The sequence below is a fragment of the Nocardia sp. NPDC049149 genome, from assembly GCF_043197455.1.
Taxonomy (GTDB): domain Bacteria; phylum Actinomycetota; class Actinomycetes; order Mycobacteriales; family Mycobacteriaceae; genus Nocardia.
Map to the genome: position 1 here is coordinate 132,069 of NZ_JBICTD010000004.1, position 19,654 is coordinate 151,722.

Consider the following 19,654-nt stretch of genomic DNA (forward strand, 5'->3'; position numbering starts at 1 on the left):
TCGATACGGTTCACCGAGCAGATCTGGGAGCCTGCCGTTCCCGCGGAGGAGCCGGTGCGCAATCCGGCTGAGGTCTCCCACGCGGATGCCAACACCAATGGGGAGCAACGGTTGTCGGACATGTCGACCGAGCAGGGAATCACCTCGCCAAGCGGCATGGCGATCGGCGGCTGCATTCGCCGCGACGACGGACACTTGGTGTCTGACGCGGCACTGACGCTGATAGACCAACGGGGACACCAAGTTTCGCGCGCGAAAGGCGACCCCGACGGCACCTACTCCATCGAGCCGCCCGCGCCGGGCAGCTACGTCCTGATCGTCTCGGCCAACGGGCATCAACCGGCCGCGGTGAATGTCACCGCCTCGGACGGCATCGCGCATGTCGACATCACGCTGCAGGGAGCAGGCGAGTTGACGGGTGTGGTGCGCACGGCCGCGCATGAGCCGGTCGCCGACGCCACCGTCACCGTGACCGATCTGAGCGGCGAGGTGGTCGGCGCTGCGGTCACGGCGACCGACGGCACCTACGCCTGCCGGGGCGTGATGGCGGGAACCTACACGTGCGTGACGGTCGCCGCGCGGATGCGGCCTGCCGCAATGACATTGAGCGTGCCTGCCAGCGGCCGGTTGCGTTTCGACATCGAGCTGGCCCCGATGGCGATGCTGTGGGGAACGGTGCGCGCCGAAGGCAGAGCGGTGCGCGACGCCAGGGTCACCGTGCTCGACTGGTCCGGCACGGCCGTCGGTTCCACCCACACCGACGAGGACGGCCGCTACGTCGTCGCCGACCTGCCCGAGGGTGAGTACACCGTCGTCGCCCGCGGGTACCCGCTGGTGACCGGCCAGGTGACGATCGCAGGAAGCCAAGTCGACCACGACATCTGGTTGAGCTTCGACGCCGACGAACACGCCGACCTGTCATAAGCGAACTGCGCTCGGCCAACAGGCGCACGGGAGACGCCGAGCGGCCGCACAATTAGTGCGACGAAGCCACAACCAGCAGGCCTTCGCGGATGAAAGTTTGCCGATGTCGACCCTCAACGGCCTTCCGGTGCACGTCCTTCTCGTCCACGTCATCGTCGTGGTGGTCCCGTTGACCGCGATCTCGGTGACCCTGTCGGCGCTGTGGCCGTCGGTTCGCCAACGGCTCGTGTGGCCAGCGGTCTTCCTTGCCGTCGTCGTGGTGATCCTGACTCCGATCACGACCGAGGCCGGCGAATGGCTCGAGCAGTATGTCGGCGCAAATCCCCACCTGGAGAACCACACTCAGCTGGGCGACACCTTCCTCTACTTCGCCATCCCGCTCTTGATTGCGGCAGTTCTCGTGGCGACGGTGCACGTGCGTCTGATCCGCGGACACGCCGTATCGCGGCTGATCATCGGCGCGGTAGCGGTGGTCGCCATCGCCGCGAGCGTAGCCGCATCGGTGCAGGTGTATCGCATCGGCGAGTCCGGCTCGCGGGCGGTATGGGGTGGCGTCGGTACCCAATCGGCTTCGTGACCGACGGTGTTGCGCATTATTCGACCGCCGGTTCGCCGAGCGACATTCAGGAAGGCAGTCGATCCAAGGATTCGACGTACAGCTGGAGCATGGTGACGAACACGTCCATGGTCCGGCGATCCATGTCCTCGGACGGGAAGGGGAGCCGGGTCAGTGCGTCCCCGTCGCACTGGGCGATGAGGACCCAGAGCACCCCGCTGCGCAGCTCTTGCGGAATCTTCTGCATCGCGGGCACCTTTTCGGCCACCGCGAGTATCTCCCTGCCGTATTCCGCCGTGACCGGTGCGAGGCGCTCGCGCAACTGATCGTCGGTGCGTGCGGCGACGAGCAATTCGTTCCAGACCGCATTGATCGGCGCGCGGGCGCTTTGCCGCAGCAGCGGCATGATGACCGCCGGATCGTCGATGTCGGGCAGGCGGGCGATGTTGTCCAGGAAGCGTTCCAGTTGCCGCCGGGAAACCTCGGCGGCCGCCGCGACGATCAGATCGAGCCGGGTGGCGAAGCGGCCGAACAGCGCACCGTGCGTCACGCCTGCGCGATCGCAGATCGGCTTGACGGTGGCCTGCGCGTACCCCTGCTCGGAGACGATCTGTATCGTCGCCTCGATCAGTTTCGCGCTCGTCTCGGCCCGTCGTTCGGCCTGGGTACGGCGCGCTGTGGTCGTGTTCGACACGGTCGCGCTCCTCCTGTTGTTCGCGCCGAGGGGTGGGGCGCTGCAACAATCATGCCGTATTGCCCAAAGATGACCGGCATGTTGTGTGCAGATGACCAAGGTTGGACGATGGCTACCGGCGGACACAAGAAGCCGCCGCACAGCGAAGGCTGTGCGGCGGCTTTGCGCGCGATCTAGCGAAAGAGTCTTCGGGCCAGCGATTCTGGCGTATCGACTAGGAGGTCGGGTTCAATTTGGTGACAGTGCCCAGGTAGCTGGTGGCATAGAGGGCGGCCTGATCCCAGCCTGGGCCGGAACCGAATTCGACGGCGGTGCTCAACGGCAGGTTGTCCGCGATGGTGCAGGAGGCGCCGGTGCCCGGGTCGAGCCGAACAATCCGGCCGCCGGTGCTCAGCGCGACGTACACCATGCCGTCCGACCCGACGGTCAGATCGTCGCCACCGTTGAGCGGTCCGAATCCCGGCAGGGTGAACAGCGTCGGCGCGGCGCCGGGGCGGTCGATGTCGAACATCGCGATGGTGGTGGCCGGATCGAAGGTGGTCGAGACGAACAGGCGCCGTCGGGACTGATCGTAGGCGACGCCGTTGGTTGAGGTCAGAGCTGCGAACGGCCCTGCATAGACATTGTTGCGCACCAACGACATTCGGGTGTCTGACCCCATGTCGCTGGTGACGACGAAGTCCCCGTTGGGCAGCAGCGCGATACCGTTCGGCGCGCGCAGGCCCGACACGGTCGTCGACACCGCGCCGGTGTCCAGGTCGATGGCGTTGATGGTTCCGTTGGCCTGTCCCGCCAACACCGAGGGCATGCTGAGCCCCGCGACGAAGTAGGCGGTGTTGTTCGAAACCAATACCGCACCAGGACCGTCCACCGTGGCCAAGGTGCTGCGTGCCCCTCCGGCATCGATGCGCCGGATGGCGCCGCCGGTGCCACTGGCTGATTGATCCGAAAGCAGCAGACCGCCGCGGCCGTCGAATGCCAAGCCTTCCAACATGTTATAGCCGGAGGCCACGACCGAGGTGCGCCACGGGCCGCAACCTGCGACGGGGCTCGGGTCTGCGGTGGCGGTCGTCGCGCCTACCGCGGCGATGAGTGCGACGCTGGACAGCGCCGCGAAAGCTGATCCGGCAACGTTGCCGCGAATTCTCATGTCTGCTGCCTCTCCTCGGGCGGGGCATGAGCCGATGATCCATCAAGGTGCGCGACGGACTTCGAACACGCACGGGCACAGTCGGTTTCGTGCCGACCCCGGCGATTCGAGTTCGGTCCCCAAGCGTTCGATGTTGGTGCCGTGCGTCACAGATCGGGTCGCGATGTGACACAGGCCATGGCAGACACCGTAGCGCTGTGACGCGGCACGCACAAGACAGAAAAATGGTGGTCGCAATAAAACTTGCGGCAACCGTTGAGCGGCCGTACGGTGAAGTCGCACGGTCTAATTGGCGCGGCGATCACGATCTGACGCGGCGTCCCGGGAGACCTGCCGGCGAGGAACATCCTGATCGTCTTTCTCGCGGGTCACCGCTATTGCCGTGCGGTACAAGGAAATTGCCGGTTCACCGGTGTTTTTCGGCGAAGGTGCCGAACCCTGTCATCGCGCAGTCGCGCTGCCTACCGCTAGTTCGTTTCCGAAGCGAACGCTGCCGTCGTCAGTCGCCCGAGTGGGAAGCCCCGTCTACACAGCGCGGGAAGGTTACGAAACTCTTGACACTCCAGGTTTTTGAGCAAATCAGCGGCCTAGTGAGTCGCAAACTTCAGGTTACGGAGTTGGATCCGGATACCGCCCTTGTCGAGTACGGCATGGACTCGGTGCGCGCAGCCGAACTCGTCGTCGAGCTGGAAACCCTTTTCCAGGTGGAAATTTCGGACGAGCAAGCAGCCGCGATGCACACCGTGCGCGACATCGCGACCAGGCTGGCAGGCCTTGCCGCGAGCCCGGCCGTGGGCCGGTCGGCGTGATGGATTCGTATCGGTCCTACGCCGCGCACGCCAGGCCGGAGCTGGCCAGGCTGCTGCGCGCGCTCGACCTGGACATCACCTACGGCGCCGCGCGCGGCGACGAATTGTTCCCGGCGGCACCGATTTCCGCCGGGCCCAGAACACACGGTGTGCTCGATCTCGTCGGCGGGCACGGTGCAACGCTGTTCGGGCACAATCATCCGGCCCTGGTCGGGGTGGCCGAGGACAGCCTGCGCGGTCGGGTGCCGTTCGCCGCACAAGCGAGCATCCGCGGCGCGGCCGCGCGACTGGCACAACGCCTTTCCGCGCTGGCCGGCGCCGCCACCGGCGCGGACTACGTGGTCACGTTCGGTAGCACCGGCGCGGACGCGGTCGAGGCGGCCATCAAACATGCTGCGGTAGCGCGCAATAGACGGTTGGCCGCGATCGCGGAAGAGCTGGAGCGCACCCTGCGCCTGGTGCGTCGCGATGGCGTCGCCGACCACGTCTTCCAGCAAGGACCTGCCGAGGGCCGCAGCTGTGCGGCGGTGCTGACGGCATCGATCGCGACCGTCACGGCGATCCAGGCGGCCGATCCAGTGTTCGTCTCGCTCGGCGGCGCCTTCCATGGGCGAACCGTCGGCGCGGGTGCCCTGACCGACAATGCCGGTGTGCCCGCCGATCTGGAGGTGCCGGGTCCGCGGAGGATCCGGCTGGCGAGTTGGGCGCCGGAGCAGGTTGTCGGCGCGCTCGACGGTGAGCGGCGGCCGTATTGTGCCGTGACCTTGGACGACACCGGTGCGCCGCACGCGGTCCTGCGCCATGTCTCGTCGGTGGCAGCGTGTTTCACCGAACCGATCCAGGGCGAGGGCGGGGTGCACGAGGTGCCTGCCGCGACGCTGTCGGCCCTGCGTGCGCTGGCTGATCGGCACGACGCGGCGCTCGTCTTCGATGAAATCCAGTGTGGGATGGGTCGAACCGGCACCTTCTTCGCGGCCGAGACCTCCGGTGTGCACGCCGACTACTACCTGCTGTCCAAGTCGCTCGGCGGCGGACTCGCGAAAATTTCGGCGCTGCTTGTCGACTCGCGGCACTACGTGCTCGAGTTCGGCAGGCATCACACCTCGACCTTCGCCGAGGACGACTTCTCGGCGGCGATCGCGGCAAAGGCCCTCGATCTCTTGGCGATCGAGCAACCGCGCATCGTGGCCGCGGGCGCACGGCTGCGCCTGCGGCTGGATGCCTTCGCCGCCCGTTGGCCCGATGTCGTCGCCGAGGTCCGCGGACGTGGGCTGCTGCTCGGCCTCGAGTTGCGTCTGCCCGAGCCGAACTCGGCGCTGTTGCGCGCGATCGTCGCACAGCACCTGTGGGGCTACCTGATCGCCGGTTACTTCCTGCATGAGCACGGTATTCGGATCATGCCGACCCTCTCGGCGCCGACCACGCTGCGCCTGCAACCGTCGGCCTATCTGAGCGCCGCCGAGGTGGATCGGATCATCTGTGCGTTCGACGCGACCGCTGCCGTGATCCGGCGCGGCGACTACGCCAGGCTGCTCGCCCACCTTGCCAGGCCCGCCGCGACCACCTGGATTCCACCGCAACATGTTCCGCGGCTGCGTGGCAGCGCGGAGCAGTCGCCCGCCGCACCGCATCGGATCGCCTTCCTGGCGAATTTGGACACCGCATCGACCCTGCGGACGCTGGCACCGGAGCTGGCGAGCTGGTCGGACACTCAGTGCGCCGCACTGTTCGACCGCGTGCGTGGCGTCCTGGAACCGTTCGAGATCACCAGGGCGACAGTCGAGTCGCCGACCGGCGCCATGGTCGAGGTCAGCATGATCGCGGTGCCGGTGTCGGCCGAGCAGATCGTGGCCGACCAGCGGGCCGGGCAGGGACGGTGGGCCCGTCGTCTGGTACTCGATGCCGTCGACGACGCAGTGACCGACGGCGCCTCGGTGATCGGGCTCGGCGGGTACACCTCGATCGTCACCGACGGCTCGCGCGACGTCGTCGAGGACGGTGTGCGGGTCACCTCGGGCAACTCGCTCACCGCCGCAAGCGCTTACGAGGTGCTGTGCGCCGAACTCGCGGAGCTGCCTGCCGGTGTGCGCACGGTCGGCGTGGTCGGCGCCCTCGGCAATATCGGCGCGGTGATGGCTGAACTGCTTGCACCGCACTGTGATTCGATCGTGCTGGTGGGGCGGCCCGGATCGGCGTCGCGGCTGTCGAGGGTGGCGGACCGGCTGGTCGACGCCGAGGTGCTGGTGCGCGAGGACATGACCGCACTGCGGGACTGCCGGGTGATCGTCACCGCGACCAACGCGGCGTCTCCGGTCATCGAGCCTGCTCATCTCGCGTCCGATCGCTCGGTGCTGGTCTGCGACCTCGCGGTGCCGGGCGACGTCGGGACCGAGGTCGCGGCGCTGCCCAACGTCACCGTGCTGGCAGGCGGCCGGATCCGGCTGCCGCTCGGGCAGACTCCGGATTTTCCCGGGACCGGTCTCGAACCCGGCGTGCTCTACGCCTGCATGGCCGAGACCATCCTGCTCGGCTTCGAACCGGAGACCGCGAGCCCCTCCTACGGCGCGCTCACCGTCGCGGGCGTGCGTGCCGCGCGCGAGCTGGCCGCGCGGCACGACCTACTTCCCGTTCGCCAGCCGAGGTCAGGAACCATCGCCATGCCACAGAGGTCACCATCGCTGCTGGGCGCCGCGGACTTTCCCATCGACGCGGCGGGCGGGAAGGCGCGCACGCTGCACGAGCTGCAGGCCGCCGGATTCCCGGTGCCACCGGGATTCGTGCTCGCGCCCGACATCGACCTCGGCGACCTGAGCGATGCCGAGCTGCGCGACTGGGTCGACCGGCTCGGCGGCTTCCCGGTCGCCGTGCGATCCAGCGGCGTGCTCGAGGACCTGGACGACGCGAGCTTCGCCGGGCTCTATCAAACCTATCTCGATGTCGGCGACGTGGACACGCTGCGCCGCCGCATCGTGGACTGCCGGCATTCCGCCGAAAGCGACAGGGTCCGTGCCTATCTCACCCGCGCGGGCTTCGACACGGCGGCGGCTCGGGTGGCGGTGCTGGTGCAGCGGCTGATTCCGGCCCGCACCGCGGGCGTCGCGTTCACCATCGACCCGCTGTCCGGCATCGAGGACAACGGCGTGCTCGAATGCTGCCGTGGCCTCGGCGAGCGCCTGGTCTCGGGTCATGTCACGCCGACGACGGTGCGCCTGCGCTTGCGCGATGGCGAGGTGCTCGACCGGATCGATGGCGACGAGACCGTCGAATGCTCGGCTGCCGAGATCGCGGAGCTGGCCCGACTGATGGTCGCGGTACAGGCCTACCGGCGTCGTCCGCAGGACCTGGAATGGGCGATCGACGGCGACGGCGTGCTGTGGTTGCTGCAATCGCGCGCGATCACGGCGGTGAGCTGGCGGACCGACATCGAACAGTTCACCGACGCCGACTTCCGGGACGGCGGTGTGGCCGCGACGGTGTGCACGCCGCTGATGTTCTCGTTGTACGACAACGCGTTTCAGCACTCGATGCAGCGGTTCCTGGTCGGCCTGCATCTGCTCGACGCCGCGGACGAGCCGGACTGGGTCGCCATGTACTACGGCAGGCCCTACTGGAATGCCGGTGCCGTAAAGCGTTCCTACACCAAGGTTCCCGGCTACCACGAGCAACATTTCGACCTCGATCTCGGCGTCACGAAGGACTACGGCGCTGAAGGACCGCGGCGCACGCCGATCACCCCGGTCACTGTGGCGCGTGCGGTGCCGATCCTGCGGGCGCTGTACGCGAGCTATCGCGAACAGCTCGCCGTGGTCGCGCGATTCACCGAGACCTGGTCGGCCACCTACCCGGGCTGGCGGGCGCGGGTCGCGGCGCTGCCGCGCACCGACGATGCCGAGTTCTACCCCGATCTCGTTGCGTGCCTGCGCGACTTCCACGCCGACACCGAGCGCACCTACTTCACCACGATCTACCACAACAGCAGCGTGCAAACCGATTTCAAGGGTCTGCTCGACAAGATCGAGGCGCGCACCGGCTCGGCCATCGTGGCCATCGACCTGATGGGCGGGCTCGGCGACATCGGCCACATGGCGATGCAGCGCGGCATCCTCGCGCTGTACGGCGTCGCGGTTGCGGCAGGCTTCGACGGGCCGGAGTGGGCCGCCGCGCTGGCGGAGTTCCTGGCCGAGCACGGATTTCACGCCGATGCCGAGCTCGAGCTGACCTGCCCGCGCTGGTCGGAACAGCCGGAGCGGGTGCGGTCGATGATCGAGTCGATGATCGTGGCGGGGACGCCACCCGCCGATCCCGACCGCGCGCTGACCGAGCAGCGCGCGAAATTCGATGCCGCGCTCGCGACCCTGCGGCGCGCGGTGCGGTCGGATCTGCGTGCGCGCGTGCGGTTCAGCGCGGCGTTGGAGCGCCACGTCGAGCGCGCCCGGCGCTATCTGATTGCCCGCGAACGCATGCGGGACCACTCGGCACGCTGCTATGCGATCGTGCGCGCCTATGTGGTCGAGGCCGGGTCGCGTCTGGCGGCCGACGGGTGTCTCGCCGCACCGGACCAGGTGTTCATGCTGTCCATGCACGAACTGGTCGAGCTGGCTCGAAGCCGCAGTGCTGCACCGGATCTGGCTGAGCAGCTGCGCTATCGGCGCGCGATGTACGACGGCTATCGCGACCTGATCCCGCCGCACGAGCTCGGTCGAGGCATCACCGCGGTGCCGGTCGCGCGGGGCGGCGACTCGGCACTGACCGGTCTCGGCTGCAGTCCCGGGGTGGTCGAGGGCACCGTCCGCGTGCTCACCTCGCTGCGCGACATCGGGCAGCTGCGCACCGGCGACATTCTGGTCACGCAGTTCACCGATCCCGGGTGGACGCCTGCGCTCGGTCTGGTCGCCGGCGTCGTCACCGAGGTCGGCGGCATGTTGTCGCACGCCGCCGTCATCGGACGCGAGTACGGCATTCCCGCGGTGCTCAATGTGGCGGGGGCGACGCAGGTGCTGCGGTCGGGGCAGCGCGTGCGTGTCGACGGCGGTGCGGGCACGGTCGAGGTCCTCGACCAGGGGGGTGCCGAGGTGGCCGAATCCGATTCCCTGCCAGGCGCGCCTGACGGCGGCGCGCTCGGTGTTCTCCCTCTCGAAAACTCAGGAGCCATGATGTCCGACGTTACCGACCCGGTCCGATCCGGCGCCGCCGCAGGCGAGCGTGATGCCCTGGCCATGCGCAAGCGGATGATCTGCATTGCGGGCGGCGACGGTTCCGGTAAAACGACTCAGGTCGCGCGCCTGGCGGCCGCCTTCGAATCGCATGGTCAAACGGTGGCCTCGGTGACGATCTGGGACGCCTTCCTCGATCCGAGCGTCGCGTCGAAGCTGCCGTTCGACCGGCCCGGCCAGATCTACCAGTATCTGCAGTTGCTCAACCCGCTGGCGCGGACCCACTTCCTCTTCCACGCCATGCAGCTCGCGCTCGATCTGGCGGCCGCCCGCGGACCGGATGTGTTGCTGGTCAACGCCTATTGGTACAAGTACTACGCCACCGAGGTCGCCTACGGCGGCGATCCTGCGGTGCTTCGCGCGCTCGCCTCCGGCTTCCCGGAGCCCGATCTCACCTTCCACCTGGGGATTTCGCCGCAGGACGCACTGTCGCGCAAGAACAAGCGCAGCGATTACGAGAGCGGCTACGGCGACCAGCAGGAGTTCCTCGAGTTCCAGTCACGGGCACATGAGGCCATCGGCGCGTTGTCCACGGAGTTCGGCTGGATCGAACTGGACGGCACCGCACCAGCGGACGCCATCACCGCCGATATCCTGGCCCGGCTGGAAGGCGATGACCGGTGAGCGACACCCCAACCCGGCGGGTTGCGGTCGTCGGCATCGACGGCTGCGGGAAATCCTCGGTGCTGGCGCGCCTGCGCGAATTGGCGCCGCGGACAACCACATTCGAGTCCTTCACCTGTCCGGACTTCCACGACACCCGCAATGCCCCGTTCGCCACGCTGTCCAGGCAGCTGAAGGCGATGAGCGACGGTGCGGACACGATCGGCAATCTGCAGCTGAAGGCGCTGGCGTTGTACCTGCAGATGACACTGTATGGGCCGGTGGAACGGTTCTTCACCGACACCTATCGGCCCGCTGTCCTCGTATGCGAACGGCATCCGCTCATCGAAACGCTGGTGTACGGGCCGTTCTATCTGCTGCTGGCGGGCATCGACGGCAACGGAGCGGCCGCGTTCGACGAGCTCCGTGCGGTTCTCGACCGCACCGAACCCGGCGCGCACGATGCGATCACCGCCTGGCACGCGGCCGAAATGCGCAGGCTCGGTGAAAAATTCGAGCTGTGGGAGCTGCTCGGCGAGGTGGCCGATGTGGTCGGCGCCGACACGGCAACCAGCGTCGCGGCGCTGGGCGCGCGCTATCGCACCACGTTGCCCGATGCGGTGCTGTGGCTCGATGTGCCACCGGCACAGGCCGCGGCCCGCTGCGCGCTGCGCAGCAAGGGCGCGGTCATGGAGGCGCACGAAACGCCGGAGTTCCTCGACACATTGCGCGGCGGCTACCTGCGCACGCGCGACCTGCTCACCGCGGCCTTCCCCGAGCTGCGGTTTCACACCATCGACACCAGCGACGGTGTCGACCTGGACGAGTCCGTGTCCACCTGCGTCACCGAAGGGCGGTTGTTCGATGAATGATGCTGTGTCCGAATCCGTTGTCATCCAGCGCGACAACGACATCGAAGCCAGGGTGCGCGCCGTGGTCGCCGAGGTGCTGTGGTTATCCGCCGCCGATATCGATGTCACGGCCCCGCTTGTCGATTTCGGGCTCGATTCGCCGACGGCGATCGACCTCACCGTGCAACTGGAGAAGGTGTTCGACATCGCCATCCCCGACGACGTCGCGGCGGAGTTGGCCACGGTCGATCAGATCGTCGCCTACGTGCGGGAGCAGCTGTCGTGACCGTGGTCCCTCGGCACGAGAGCATCGTGCACGCCCTGCTCAGCTATCTCGACCGTGCCGCACCGACCTCCCGGATGATCTTTGCCGCGGAAGCGTCCGGCGCACAGGAGATTTCCTACGCCGAGCTCGCGACGGCCGCGGGCAGGTCCGCCGCGGCGCTGGCCGAGGGCAGTGTGCGCCGCGGTGATCGGGTGCTGCTCTGTCTGCCCACCTCGCCGGGCTTCTTGACCACATTCTTCGGCGTCCAGTTCCTCGGCGCGGTACCCACCGCGGTGGCGACGCCGGGCGGGTTCGGCAGTCTCGAGTTGTTCGCCGACAAGTTCGCCAGGCTCGTGGACTATCTGCGGCCGTCGGCCATCGTGACGACTCCGGCCGTGGCCGAGGCACTTTCGGCGCTGGTTCACGATGTCGTCGTGCTGGATGGCGATGCGCTGCATCGCCGGGCGACGAGCGCGGACGCGCCGACCCGTGCGCCGGTGCTGCCCGCCGCGGACGACGTGGCGTTCATCCAGTGCACGTCCGGTTCCACCGGAACGCCCAAGGGCGTGCTCGTCTCGCACGGGAATCTCGCCGCGAACTGCGAACAGATCTCCCGCGCCTGCGGCTGCGGACCGGACGACACCTGGGTCGGCTGGCTGCCGCTCTATCACGACATGGGCTTGATCGGCGGATCGTTGACGCCGGTCTTCTCCGGCGCGGCCGCCGTGCTGCTGCCGCCGAGCCGCTTTCTGCGTGCGCCGGCCGAGTGGCTGCAGAATGTCGGGAAGTATCGGGGAACCATCACCGCGGCACCCAATTTCGCGTTCGGCTACGCCGCGGCCAGGATTCGGGACGAGGACCTCGACGGCGTCGACCTGTCGTCCTGGCGGTTCCTGTTCTGCGGGGCCGAACCCATTGTGCCCGAGACGGTCCGGGGTTTCGTCGACCGATTCGGGCGATGGGGGCTACCCGCCGACGCGCTCGTGCCCTGCTACGGCATGGCCGAGGGTGCGCTCGCCATTACCGTGGCAGGCCCGCGCGCGCCGTTCGCCTACGACGCGGTCGGGCGTACCTCGCTGGCGTTGGACGGTGAGGTCGTCGATGTCGCCGAAGACGATTCCGACGCACTGCACATCGTCGACTGCGGGCCGCCGGTCTCGGGCACCGAGCTGCGGATCGTGGACGCACAGGGCAGTCCGCTCGGCGAGAACCGGTTGGGGCACATACAGTTTCGCGGGCCATCGCGCACCGCAGGCTATTTCGCCCTGCCCGCCGAGACCGCTGCGGCGACCGACGCCGACGGCTGGTGGCAGACGGGCGATCTGGGTTATCTGCGCGACGGGCACCTGCGGGTCACCGGACGACACAAGGATCTGATCATCATCAGAGGCGCGAACTATTTCCCCGCCGACTTCGAAAAGGCCGCGGAGTCCGTGCCGGGCGTCCGGACCGGCGGCGTGGTCGCCTGCGGCCATCGCGGACCGGGCAGCGACTCCGAGGCGCTGCACCTGATCGTGGAGACCGAGGTCGACGCGGCAGAGCACGATCAGCTGCGCCGGGCCATCCGTGCTGCGGTAAGCGTGCGCACCGGAGTGCTGGCGGCAGGTATCGCGCTGGTGCCCAAGCGCAGTATTCCGAAGACCACGAGCGGCAAAGTGCAACGCGCCGAGGCCTATCGGCGCTTCCTGCACAACTCCACACTCGTGACGGCCAGCGTCGGTGCCCGATGACCGCGACTCGCAGGCTGGCCGGCCCGGCCTTCCGGAATCCGCTCGGCGCGTACCTCGACTATCGCCGCGATCCGCTGACCCTGTTCTACGAGCAGGCCAACGCCTTCGGCGGCAGTGTCCGCCTGCGCCTGGTCTACGAGCAGCTGCACTTGCTGGTGGATCCGGCGCACATCCGTCAGGTGATGGTGACCAATGTCGACGGCTATGCGAAGGGCATCAGCTATCGCAGCCTCGACCATCTGCTCGGCCCCGGCCTGCTCACCAGCGACGGTCCGCTATGGCATCGGCAGCGCGCGTTGATCAAACCCGCGTTCGGGCGCAAACACGTCACCGACGAGGTGCCGCTGATGGTCGAGTGCGCTGATCGCATGCTGGCCAAGATCGCCGCACACGCGGACACCGGCGAGGTGTTCGACCTGGTGCCCGTGGTGATGGGTTTCGCGGCGGATGTGGTCTGCCGCGCGGTGATGGGCGCCGACGTGGCAGGCCTGATGCCGCGGATCGAGGAGGACGTGCGCGACGGCGTCGACTGGGTGATGCGGAACATGGCGTCCCCGGTGCCGCTGCCACCTTCGGTGCCGACCCCGGCCAACCGCCGGTTCCGCAAGATTCTCGCGCGGCTGCATCAGGTGGTCGACGACGTCATCGCGGCGCACCGCACCGGCGAGGACGCACAGGGAGATCTGTTGAGCCGCTTGCTCGCCGCCCGTGACGACGACGGTCACGCCATGGACGAGCAGCAGCTGCGCCATGAGGTGCTGACCTTCCTACTCGCCGGGCACGAGACCACCGGCGGCGCGCTCGCCTGGACGATCTACGAATTGTGCCGCAATACAGCCGTATTGCGTGATGTCGTCGACGAGGTGGACGGCAGACTCGGCGGCGGCGCACCCGATGCGGCGAGCGTCGGTCTGCTCGAGCTGACCGGCCGTGCGATCGATGAGAGCATGCGCCTGCACCCGCCCGCGTGGGCGTTCAGCCGCACCTCGCTCGCCCCCGATTCGTTCGACAGCTTCGACCTCGGCAAGGGTGCGCTGATTGTGATCAGCCCGTTCGTGAATCACCGGCTGCCCGAATTCTGGTCTGCGCCCCTGCGTTTCGACCCGGATCGGTTCACCCCCGAGGCGGTGCGCGCTAGGCCCGCGTTGCACTACTTCCCGTTCGGCTGGGGACCGCATCTGTGTGTCGGCCAGCACCTGTCGCTGACCGAGGTACGAGTCGGCTTGTCGATGCTGTTGTCCCGCTTCGATATCGAACTGGTCAACGGCCTGCGGGTGCGTGAGCACCCCGAGATCTCCAATACGCCGGGGCCGGTGCTCGTGCGCGTCCGAAACCGGCGGGCGGGCAGTGGAACCGTGGCCGCGCCTGCCGCGTCGGTGGGCTGCCCGGTGGCGCATACCGAGGTGACGCGATGACAGCGGCGCCGCAGAGCGATTCGATGCGGGGCGGCCCAGGCTTCGCTACCGCGGTGCTCGACGAGCGGGAGGTCGCCGAGGTGGGCCCGGATCTGGTGGGCCACAAGGCCGCCAACCTGGCCTGGCTGGTGGCGCGCGGCTACACCGTGCCGCGGTTCTGCGTCCTCACCGTTGAAGCGTGCACCAGGATCCTGCGCCCGGTCGCACCGGAGATCGATACCGTGCTGGCCGCGTTGGATCCGCAGGACCGTGGCTCGTTGCGCGACACCGCCGCCGCCATCGGCGTGCTGATCGCCGAACTCGCGGTGCCCGAGGACATTCGGTCCGAACTGAAGACCGCGATCGGTGCGCTGGGTACGCACATTCTTGCCGTGCGCTCCTCCGCGCGCGGCGAGGACTCTGCGGCCGATTCCTTTGCCGGACAGCTGGATACCGTCCTTGGCGTCTCGCCTGACCAGGTCGATACGGCGGTGCTGACCTGTTTGGCATCGGCCTACTCCGAACGCGCACTGTTCTATCGGGCCCGCCGTGGGCTGGCCGACGCGGTGCCGGAGCCTGCGGTGATAGTGCAGGCGCTCGTCGACAGCACCGTCGCCGGTGTCGCGTTCGCCTGCAACCCGCAGAGCGGCGATCCTCAGGAAGCGGTGGTCTCGGCCGCGTTCGGCCTCGGCGAGGGCGTGGTGTCGGGATCCGTCGAATGCGACACGTATTTCGTCGACGTGCGCTCGCGCACCCTCACCACGCGGGCGGTCGCGGACAAGCGCAGCCGGGTGATCCTTGGCGCCGCGGGCACCGAGATCGAAACCATCGCCGCGTCCACCGCCGCCGCGCTCGACGACGACCGGGTCATCGAGGTGGTGGACATCGCCTTGCGCCTGTCCGTCGAACTCGGTGCGCCACAGGACATCGAATGGGCGGTCGACGCGAACGGCACGATGTACCTGTTGCAGACCCGGCCGATCACCGCGACCGGCGCGCACGAAACCGTCTTCGACAACGTCAATGTCGCCGAGTCGTATCCCGGCCTGTCCAGCCCGCTGACCTTCTCGGTGGTCCGATTGGCCTACGAGCAGGTATTCCGCGCCTGTCACCGGAGCTTCGGCGCCAGCCGCGCCACCGTGCGTGCGAACGCCGCGGATCTGTACCCGTACCTGGTCGGCCTCGCACACGGGCACATCTACTACAACATCAGCAACTGGTATCGGCTGTTCCTGCAGATCCCGGGCATGGAATCGGCCATCGAGGGCTGGGAGGCCGCGCTCGGCATCGAGAACCGCTATCGGCGTCCCGCCGCACCGCGATCGGCGTTCGCCCGGCTGCGCGCCGCCTATCGCCGGGTACGCATCGTGGTCATCCTGTTGTTCGGCTGGCTGCGCCTGCCGAAACGGCTTGCGGGCTTTTTCGCCGTGCTCGGCGACTTCACCGCGGATCTCGGGCGGCGGTTCGCGCCTGAAACCCCGGAGCGCGAGCGCGATCCGCATCAACTGCTCGGCTGGCTGGAGCGCTGCATCACTCAACTCGTGCCCGCCTATTCGGTGCAGATCTTCAATGACTTTCTCGCGCAACAGCTTTTCCACGTCGTCGGCGGACTGATCGAGCGCTCCGGCATCACCGGCGACGAGGCGCTGACGGTGCGCAACGAGCTGTTCTGCGGTGAAAAGGGTGTCGACAGTGTCGAACCCGTCGTATCCGTGCTCGCGCTCGCCGCCAGGATCCGCGACGACGAAGCCCTGACGGCGCTGTTCGCCAGCGAGCGCGACGCCGTCGAGGTCTGGTCGACGTTGCACACCGACTCCCGGTTCGGCGAGTTCCTCGCCGCCTGCGCGGCCCACATCGACGCCTACGGCGACCGGACCGTCGACGAACTCAAGCTGGAGACCGATCCGCTCGCACTGCGGCCGCATCGGCTGGTGCCTGCCCTGCGCAACTATGTGCGTGGCGGCCAGAACGTCGAGCAGATGCAGGCTCGTGAACGCGATATCCGGCACGCCGCCGAGGCGCGGATCGGCACCGCATTGCGCGGACATCCGTTGCGCCGCATCGCCTTCCGGGTAGTCCTGCGGCAGGCGCGGGCAACGGTCAAGCAGCGCGAGAACATGCGGCTCGGCCGGAGCCGATGCTTCGGCCTGGTGAAGCGGGTGTTTCGGGCGCTCGGCGCGCAGTTCCACGAGGCAGGACTGCTCGACGCGCCGCACGACATCTTCTATCTGACCTACGAGGAGATCACCGCATTGATCAGAGGGACCGCCGTTGACGCCGATCCGCGCGCGCTCGTCGCCGCGCGCAAGGCCGACTACGACCGCTGGCGCGGGCAGCCGATGCCCGCCCGTATCGTCACCTCCGGCATTGCCGCGGCCGCGGACAACTCGGTCGAATTCGCCGAATACGACAGCACAGCAACGGTACTCACCGGCATCGGCTGTGCGCCGGGGCGGGTCGAAGCGCCCGCGCTCGTTCTGCATGAGCCGGAGGCCGACACCCCGATCGACGGTGAGGTGCTTGTCGCCACGACCACGGATCCCGGCTGGGTGTTCTTGATGGTCGCCGCGGGCGGACTGGTCAGCGAGAAGGGCAGCGTGTTGTCGCACACCGCGATCATCGGCAGGGAACTCGGCATCACCACCGTCGTCGGCGTCCGCGACGCCACCAGCCTGCTGCGCTCCGGCGATCGCGTCGCGCTCGACGGGCGGGCCGGCACGGTCACCATCACCGGGCGGAGGTCGGTATGAACACCGCGGGCAGCGAGGAGGCGATCGTCGGACACGGCGAAAACTTTAGTCTCGCGCACTATCTCAACCCGACGGCACGCACGTTCGCCGATCGGTTCGCCGACTTCCGGCCGTATGTGACCCGATCGCGCGAGCTCGGTTTCGTCCTGCGCGAGATCGCGGGTCCGGCGGGGGCGACCGTCCGGCTTCGCGACGGGGCGGGGACCAGGGACGTCATCATGCTCGGCTCGAACAACTATCTCGGGCTGGCCAACGAACCCGAGATCGTCGCGGCCGCCGTCGCCGCCACCGAAGAGTACGGCGTCGGCTGCGGTGGTCCGCCGTTGCTGAACGGCACCACCTCGCTGCACGTTCGGCTGGAGGAGCGGCTGGCCGAGCTGAAGGGCTGCGAATCGGCGCTGGTGTTCTCCTCAGGATTCGCGGCGAATGTCGGCTGGGTGACCGGATTGTTCGGCAAAGGTGATCTGCTGCTCTACGACGTGCAGAACCACGCGAGCCTGTATGACGGCATCCAGCTCGGGCGGGTGCGGTCGATGTCGTTCGAGCACAACGATGTCGAGCAGCTGCGGCTGCGGTTGATGCAGGCGCGCTGGCGCAATCCGGGGGCCAATGTCGTGGTCGCCGTCGAGGGCGTCTACTCGATGGACGGCGATATCGCGCCGCTGGCCGAGATCCGCGAGCTGTGTGACAGTTTCGGCGCGTGGCTCGCGGTGGACGACGCGCACGGCACCGGCGTGCTCGGCGCCCGAGGGCGTGGCACCGCAGAGCATTTCGGCCTGGAGGGCCGGGTCGACATCGCCATGGGCACGTTCTCCAAGGTGTTCGCAACGACCGGCGGATTCGTCGCTGGCTCAAAGGATCTGGTGGACTACCTCCGGTTCTTCGCCAGGCCCTACATGTTCTCCGCGGCCTTGTCGCCCGGGGTGGTCGCGTCGGTGCTCGCCGCCATCGACTTCCTCGACGCCCATCCCGAGCGAGTCGCCGCGTTGCACGACAACGTCGGCTACTTCGCGGAAGCGTTGCGCGCCATCGGTTTCGCGGTGCACCCGGAGACGGCGATCGTGCCGATCCTGGTGCCTGCCGAGGTACCGGTGGCCGAGGTGGTCGCCGCACTCGATGCCGAGGGTGTGTTCGTCAACGGCGTCGAGTTCCCTGCGGTGCCGCGCGATCAGCAGCGCATCCGGGTGAGCATGATGGCGACGCTGACCAGGGCCCAGCTCGATATCGCCGTAGACCGAATCGACGCCGTGGCACGGCGATTCGGCTTCCACCCGGATCAGGATGGTGTGTCGTGACCGCGCGAGCGCTCGCAGGCGGCGTGACCGCCGAGGAACGACTGGTTGTGCTCGCGACGCTGGTCGCGCCGACTGCCGACGAACGGGCCGAGCTGGTGCTGTCGGCCGCGCGGGTCGGCGATTGGGCGGCGGTCTTCGACCTTGCGGCGCAAGGCGCGACGGCACCCTTGGTGGCCGCTGGGCTACGCAACGCGAAGGTGTTCGACGTCGCGCCCACCTCAGTGCGCGCGAACTTCGAGACCGTCGCTGGTGCCGTGGCCGACGTCAATCGGGCGAGGCTGGCGGGGGCACTACCGCTGCTGCGCAGGCTGCACGAGGCCGGGGTGCGGGTGGTGGTGCTCAAGGGCATGCTGTTCGCGGCAGAGGTCTACGGCGACCCGCTGTACAAGCGGATGAACGACATCGACATCCTCGTCGAGCTCGCCGATATCGACACCGTCATCGAGATCTACCGCGAATTCGGCATGTTCAGCGTGTCCGAGCTGCTCGGCAAGGCGCCGAAGGCGCGCGAACGCCGGACCCATCACCTGCCGTCGTTCGTGTCCCGCGACGGTGGACTGGTGGTCGGCACGCACTGGGGGCTGATCACCCCGCTGGCCGGTTACACCATCGACTACGCCGCGATCTGGTCGCGGGTGCGCGAGATCGACTACTACGGCGTGCGCGCGTCGGCGATGTCGCACGAGGACAACCTGCACCATCTGTGTATTCATCTGCCCTACTACAAGACCGGGCTGCGCGAGCTCGCCGATATCTGGAATCTGGTCCGGTTCGCCGGTGCCGAGCTCGATATCGAGCTGCTGCTTGCCGAGATCGACAAGGCCGGTTCGCACAACCTGGTCTTCCACGCGCTCTCGCTGGCCGAGTTGCTGGTGCCGAATCCACTGTGCGCCAAGGTGATCGATGCGGTAGCTTCGAAGGTCACCGCCTTCTACCGCTACGACGTCGCCCGCAAGACCCGGTCGGTGCGCACGCTGCTGCGCAGCCGGTCGACGCACACCGCGCGGATCGAGAAGGCGTACTTGGAGTTCAACGCGACCCAGGCGCCGGGGGAGAAGCTGGCGCGGTTCCGCGCACTGTGGTCGAACCTGCTGGTGGTGCCTGGCGCGGAGGCGGCGAAGATGAGTTCGCTGCCCGCCGACGCCACCGTGCTGGCGCGGGCCGGTGCGCGGGTGGCTGCGCCGTATCGGCTGACCAGGGTGTTCCAGCGGGATCTCGGTCCGTGGCTGTTCCCCGCGGCATTGGTCAAGACGGTCGTAGACCTCGGGATTGCCGCGGTGCCGCGGGCGCGCCGCGCCGGTCAGGCGGTCGATATCGATGCCTTCGCCGCCGGGGTCGGGATGACGCGTGGTCAGCTGCAAGCGGTGCTGGATGGTCAAGAATGACCGATCCAGCGGTAGCTTCGCTCCATGATCGCGGT

At 68.1% G+C, this 19,654-nt stretch carries 13 protein-coding genes; 11 read left to right on the forward strand and 2 right to left on the reverse strand.

Annotation, left to right across the window (positions count from 1 at the left end; translation table 11 throughout):
• Positions 1-156: 156 nt before the first annotated feature.
• On the forward strand, positions 157-924 hold the full coding sequence (locus ACGFNJ_RS16500) for a collagen binding domain-containing protein (protein ID WP_393449988.1): 768 nt from the start codon (positions 157-159) through the stop codon (positions 922-924).
• A gap of 103 nt (positions 925-1,027) precedes the next feature.
• Positions 1,028-1,501 carry a DUF2231 domain-containing protein gene (locus ACGFNJ_RS16505; RefSeq protein WP_393448102.1) on the forward strand — a complete coding sequence of 158 codons (474 nt, stop codon included), beginning with the start codon at positions 1,028-1,030 and terminating at the stop codon, positions 1,499-1,501.
• Between the two features lie 46 nt (positions 1,502-1,547).
• Here ACGFNJ_RS16505 and ACGFNJ_RS16510 read toward each other — a convergent pair whose 3' ends face one another.
• Positions 1,548-2,174, reverse strand: coding sequence for a TetR/AcrR family transcriptional regulator (locus ACGFNJ_RS16510; RefSeq protein ID WP_393448104.1), 627 nt, complete (start codon positions 2,172-2,174; stop codon positions 1,548-1,550).
• A gap of 214 nt (positions 2,175-2,388) precedes the next feature.
• Positions 2,389-3,324 carry an SMP-30/gluconolactonase/LRE family protein gene (locus ACGFNJ_RS16515; RefSeq protein ID WP_393448106.1) on the reverse strand — a complete coding sequence of 312 codons (936 nt, stop codon included), beginning with the start codon at positions 3,322-3,324 and terminating at the stop codon, positions 2,389-2,391.
• Between the two features lie 224 nt (positions 3,325-3,548).
• Here ACGFNJ_RS16515 and ACGFNJ_RS16520 point away from each other — a divergent pair, with 224 nt between their 5' ends.
• Genes ACGFNJ_RS16520 through ACGFNJ_RS16560 form a run of 9 tightly spaced genes read left to right on the forward strand, consistent with a single transcriptional unit; the run spans position 3,549 to position 19,619 of the window.
• On the forward strand, positions 3,549-4,133 hold the full coding sequence (locus ACGFNJ_RS16520; RefSeq protein ID WP_393449991.1) for an acyl carrier protein: 585 nt from the start codon (positions 3,549-3,551) through the stop codon (positions 4,131-4,133).
• Positions 4,133-9,970 (forward strand): aminotransferase class III-fold pyridoxal phosphate-dependent enzyme, encoded by a 5,838-nt coding sequence (locus ACGFNJ_RS16525; RefSeq protein ID WP_393448108.1) that lies wholly within the window; start codon positions 4,133-4,135, stop codon positions 9,968-9,970. Before ACGFNJ_RS16520 ends, ACGFNJ_RS16525 begins: the two co-directional genes overlap by 1 nt.
• Positions 9,967-10,821, forward strand: a complete 855-nt coding sequence (locus ACGFNJ_RS16530; protein ID WP_393448110.1) for a hypothetical protein — start codon at positions 9,967-9,969, stop codon at positions 10,819-10,821. Before ACGFNJ_RS16525 ends, ACGFNJ_RS16530 begins: the two co-directional genes overlap by 4 nt.
• The gene (locus ACGFNJ_RS16535; RefSeq protein WP_393448112.1) at positions 10,814-11,086 is read left to right on the forward strand and encodes an acyl carrier protein; all 273 of its coding nucleotides are present in this window, start codon (positions 10,814-10,816) and stop codon (positions 11,084-11,086) included. Before ACGFNJ_RS16530 ends, ACGFNJ_RS16535 begins: the two co-directional genes overlap by 8 nt.
• Positions 11,083-12,795, forward strand: a complete 1,713-nt coding sequence (locus tag ACGFNJ_RS16540; RefSeq protein WP_393448114.1) for a fatty acyl-AMP ligase — start codon at positions 11,083-11,085, stop codon at positions 12,793-12,795. Before ACGFNJ_RS16535 ends, ACGFNJ_RS16540 begins: the two co-directional genes overlap by 4 nt.
• Positions 12,792-14,210: a cytochrome P450 gene (locus tag ACGFNJ_RS16545; RefSeq protein WP_393448116.1), complete on the forward strand. Its 1,419-nt coding sequence runs from the start codon at positions 12,792-12,794 to the stop codon at positions 14,208-14,210. The genes ACGFNJ_RS16540 and ACGFNJ_RS16545 overlap by 4 nt, the downstream gene beginning before the upstream one ends.
• Positions 14,207-16,939, forward strand: a complete 2,733-nt coding sequence (locus ACGFNJ_RS16550) for a PEP/pyruvate-binding domain-containing protein (RefSeq protein WP_393448118.1) — start codon at positions 14,207-14,209, stop codon at positions 16,937-16,939. The genes ACGFNJ_RS16545 and ACGFNJ_RS16550 overlap by 4 nt, the downstream gene beginning before the upstream one ends.
• Positions 16,936-18,234, forward strand: a complete 1,299-nt coding sequence (locus ACGFNJ_RS16555; RefSeq protein WP_393448120.1) for an aminotransferase class I/II-fold pyridoxal phosphate-dependent enzyme — start codon at positions 16,936-16,938, stop codon at positions 18,232-18,234. Before ACGFNJ_RS16550 ends, ACGFNJ_RS16555 begins: the two co-directional genes overlap by 4 nt.
• Positions 18,231-19,619: a nucleotidyltransferase family protein gene (locus tag ACGFNJ_RS16560; protein WP_393448122.1), complete on the forward strand. Its 1,389-nt coding sequence runs from the start codon at positions 18,231-18,233 to the stop codon at positions 19,617-19,619. Before ACGFNJ_RS16555 ends, ACGFNJ_RS16560 begins: the two co-directional genes overlap by 4 nt.
• Positions 19,620-19,654: the final 35 nt, after the last annotated feature.